This is a genomic window from uncultured Altibacter sp., assembly GCF_963972995.1.
Classification (GTDB): Bacteria; Bacteroidota; Bacteroidia; order Flavobacteriales; family Flavobacteriaceae; genus Altibacter.
In genome coordinates, this window is record NZ_CAXAXI010000061.1 from 1 (window position 1) to 3264 (window position 3264).

The 3264-nt window shown below is 46.9% G+C and carries 4 protein-coding genes; 3 read left to right on the plus strand and 1 reads right to left on the minus strand.

Features of this window, described 5'->3' with window-relative positions; all coding sequences use genetic code 11:
* The first annotated feature begins 494 nt into the window (after window positions 1-494).
* Window positions 495-1544, plus strand: coding sequence for an NAD(P)-dependent alcohol dehydrogenase (locus AACZ11_RS13005; RefSeq protein WP_290626535.1), 1050 nt, complete (start codon window positions 495-497; stop codon window positions 1542-1544).
* 70 nt (window positions 1545-1614) lie between these two features.
* On the opposite strand, the gene AACZ11_RS13010 is transcribed toward AACZ11_RS13005, so the two are convergent.
* On the minus strand, window positions 1615-2358 hold the full coding sequence (locus AACZ11_RS13010) for an arylesterase (RefSeq protein WP_290626537.1): 744 nt from the start codon (window positions 2356-2358) through the stop codon (window positions 1615-1617).
* 28 nt (window positions 2359-2386) lie between these two features.
* Here AACZ11_RS13010 and AACZ11_RS13015 point away from each other — a divergent pair, with 28 nt between their 5' ends.
* Both AACZ11_RS13015 and AACZ11_RS13020 read left to right on the plus strand, forming a co-directional pair.
* A complete protein-coding gene (locus AACZ11_RS13015) occupies window positions 2387-3076 on the plus strand; it encodes an ABC transporter ATP-binding protein (protein WP_339832763.1) in 690 nt (229 codons plus the stop codon).
* Between the two features lie 5 nt (window positions 3077-3081).
* On the plus strand, window positions 3082-3264 hold a 183-nt coding region (locus tag AACZ11_RS13020), incomplete at its 3' end, for a hypothetical protein (RefSeq protein ID WP_339832766.1).

The window sequence follows — 3264 nt, forward strand, 5'->3', positions numbered from 1 at the left end:
GCTTCACCACTCACACTTCACTGCTCATGGCTCACTGTTCACTCCTCCGGAGCATGTTGAGGTTACGGTTGAGTTATGGTGGGGTTATAGTGGGGTTAAAGTGGAGATGGCTATTCGTTTGGAAGCTGCTTCTTTGTTTTTTTATCGTTGTGTTTACCATTCAACTTTTAACTTCTAAATCCTTCACCGTTCACCTTGTTTTGGATTGTAGGATAATACTGTCATATCGAAGTTCATCCGACCTATACCCGACCTATAGCCGAAGTATACCCGAATTAAACCCGAAGTAAAGCCGAAGTAAAGCCGAAGTAATAGATTTTTAACATTTGTATTCGTTTGGAGCGATTTTAAGGAAAAAACAAATATAAACTTCCAACTTCCAACTTCCTACATTCAACTTCCAAATCCCAACTCTTAAACCTTCTCCCAATAAGCATTAACCCTTCATATATTATCCCTACCTTTAGAAAGCTAAAAAACTAAAAGCCAACTATATGAAAACATCTACCGTAAAAGCTTATGGGACGCATGCGCCTGAGGCCGACTTGAAACAAATGAATATCGATAGAAGAGAAGTCACTTCTAAAGATGTAGAGATCGATATCCACTATTGCGGCGTGTGTCATTCGGATCTGCATTTTGCACGTAACGATTGGGGGATGACCCAATATCCGGTGGTTCCCGGTCATGAGATCGTCGGGACGGTAAAACGGGTAGGGGATGGTGTACGTAATTACAAAATTGGCGATCTGGTGGCGGTAGGCTGCCTTGTGGATTCCTGCAGGCACTGCGAGAATTGTAAAAAAGACCTAGAACAATACTGTCCGGAATGGGTGGGAACGTACGGAGGTTACGACAAGCATTTAGATACCAATACGCACGGGGGTTATTCGGAAACCATTGTGGTAGATGAAGCCTTTGTATTGCGTGTTCCCGAAAATTTAGATAAGGCGGGTATCGCTCCGGTGTTGTGCGCGGGCATCACAACTTGGTCACCTTTGCGACATTGGAAGGTAGGCAAGGGCAGTACCGTAGCGGTCGTAGGGCTAGGCGGTCTGGGCCATATGGCGATCAAATTGGCAGCAGCCTTAGGTGCTCATGTTACCTTGTTCTCCAGATCTCCGGATAAGTCAGACGATGCCAAAGCGTTAGGCGCCGATGCGGTGGTTATTTCCACCGACGAAGCCCAGATGGAAAGCGTTGCAGGGACATTTGATGTCATTATTGATACCGTACCTTATGCCCATGATCTGAATCCGTATGTGGCTACGCTAAACACCAATGGTACTTTAGTGGTAGTCGGTTATTTAGGACCTCTGGATCCGATGCTGGTCACGGTCCCTATGATCATGGGTCGGAAGTCGGTAGCAGGCTCGCTTATTGGCGGGATCGCCGAAACACAGGAGCTGCTGGATTTTTGTGGCGAGCATAACATCACGTCGGATGTAGAAGTCATCAAGATACAAGACATTAACAAGGCCTACGAGCGTATGCTTAAAAGTGATGTGAAGTATCGGTTTGTGATCGATATGAAGTCGCTCTAAATCGAGTCTACTACACAGTTTTCAGCGTATATGGATTTCCTGTCGGAGCGCACTATTTCAGCTATCCTGATCATTTACTGATCAACGGCTTCAGCGTTTCCCAAACGGTATTCGCTACGATCTCATGGCCTTCGGCATTCGGATGGATGCCATCGTTTTGGTTCAGCGCTTTAACGCCTCCAACGTCTTTCAGAATAAATGGGATAAACGCAAGGTCGTTTTCCTTAGCCAATTCCGCATACATACGCCTAAATTCGCCGGTGTACGCCTGTCCCATGTTGGGCGGCAGCTCCATGCCCGCCAGAATGATGGTGGTTTCCGGGCTTTTTGTATGCACGGCATCGATGATGGCCTGTAAATTGGCACGTGTTTCGGTAAGGGGTACGCCACGCAAGCCATCATTACCCCCTAATTCTAAGATAAAAATGGCAATGTCTTGTTGTAAGGTCCAATCCATACGGCCTTTGCCGCCCGCCGTCGTTTCACCACTGATTCCGGCATTGATCACCGTATACTCCAAGCCTAAAGAGTCAATTTTTTGCTGCAATAGGGCAGGGTAGGCCTCGTTGCTGTCGTCCAATCCGTATCCGGCCGTAATGCTATCGCCGAAACACAAAATGGTCTTCGTGGTATCGGTTGTTGTGACTTCGGTGGGTGGATCGGTAGGTGTATCCCGGGCTTTCTTTTCCGTTTTGGTCTCACCACAACCCGTTAGGAACAACCCCAGTGCGATAAAATAACAAAACTTTAAGAGTTTACGGGCGATTGTGTTTGGTAGGATCGAATCCCTTTGTTTATTTTGAACCTTCGGCATGAACAGTCGTTTAAATCTAAAAATCTATATGTCAAAGATATTAAAGATACGCGGGTTGGAAAAGACATATTCCAGTGGTAACAAACAATTAACGGTTTTACAGAACATTTCTTTTGATGTTGAAAAGGGGCAGACCTTTTCCATTGTAGGGCCTTCAGGAAGCGGAAAGACCACCTTACTGGGCTTATGTGCCGGTTTAGACCAGCCCAGTGCCGGAACGGTTGAACTTTGCGGCCATGATCTAAGCACCTTGAATGAAGACCAACGCGCCCAATTGCGCAATGAGAAGGTTGGTTTCATCTTCCAAAACTTTCAGCTGTTACCCACCTTGACGGCCCTTGAAAATGTAAGCGTGCCTTTAGAGTTGCGAGGCGATATACAAGCCCAGCAAAAAAGTACCACCCTATTAGAGAAAGTCGGCTTGGGCGATCGACTGCATCACTATCCGTCGCAACTCTCGGGAGGTGAGCAACAGCGCGTAGCTTTGGCCAGAGCCTTTGCCAATACCCCTGCCATTTTGTTTGCGGACGAGCCTACCGGGAATCTGGATGAAGAAACCGGTGAAAATGTAATTCGGTTGCTCTTTGACCTTAACAAAGAGGCCGGTACCACCTTGGTCATCATTTCGCATGATCTGGAATTGGCCCACCGTACACAGCAAATCCTACGATTAAAAGGGGGGCAGCTATTTACTAATGAACCTACCAACGTTCCCTAATTCGTATGGCGCAACACACCACATGGCTTTTTACAATGGCGTGGCGAGACGCTAAGGCGAGCAAGCTGCGTTTGTTCTTGTTCATGGCCTCCATCATTCTAGGTATTGCCGCTGTGGTGTCGATACAACTGTTCAGCACCACTCTTAAGGACAATATACAGCGTCAGTCGAAATCCTTGATGGGAGCC

Coding starts and splice junctions, on each gene's coding strand:
- AACZ11_RS13005 (WP_290626535.1), top strand. CDS start 495: ATGAAAACATCTACCGTAAAAGCTTATGGGACGCATGCGCCTGAGGCC.
- AACZ11_RS13010 (WP_290626537.1), bottom strand. CDS start 2,358: ATGCCGAAGGTTCAAAATAAACAAAGGGATTCGATCCTACCAAACACA.
- AACZ11_RS13015 (WP_339832763.1), top strand. CDS start 2,387: ATGTCAAAGATATTAAAGATACGCGGGTTGGAAAAGACATATTCCAGT.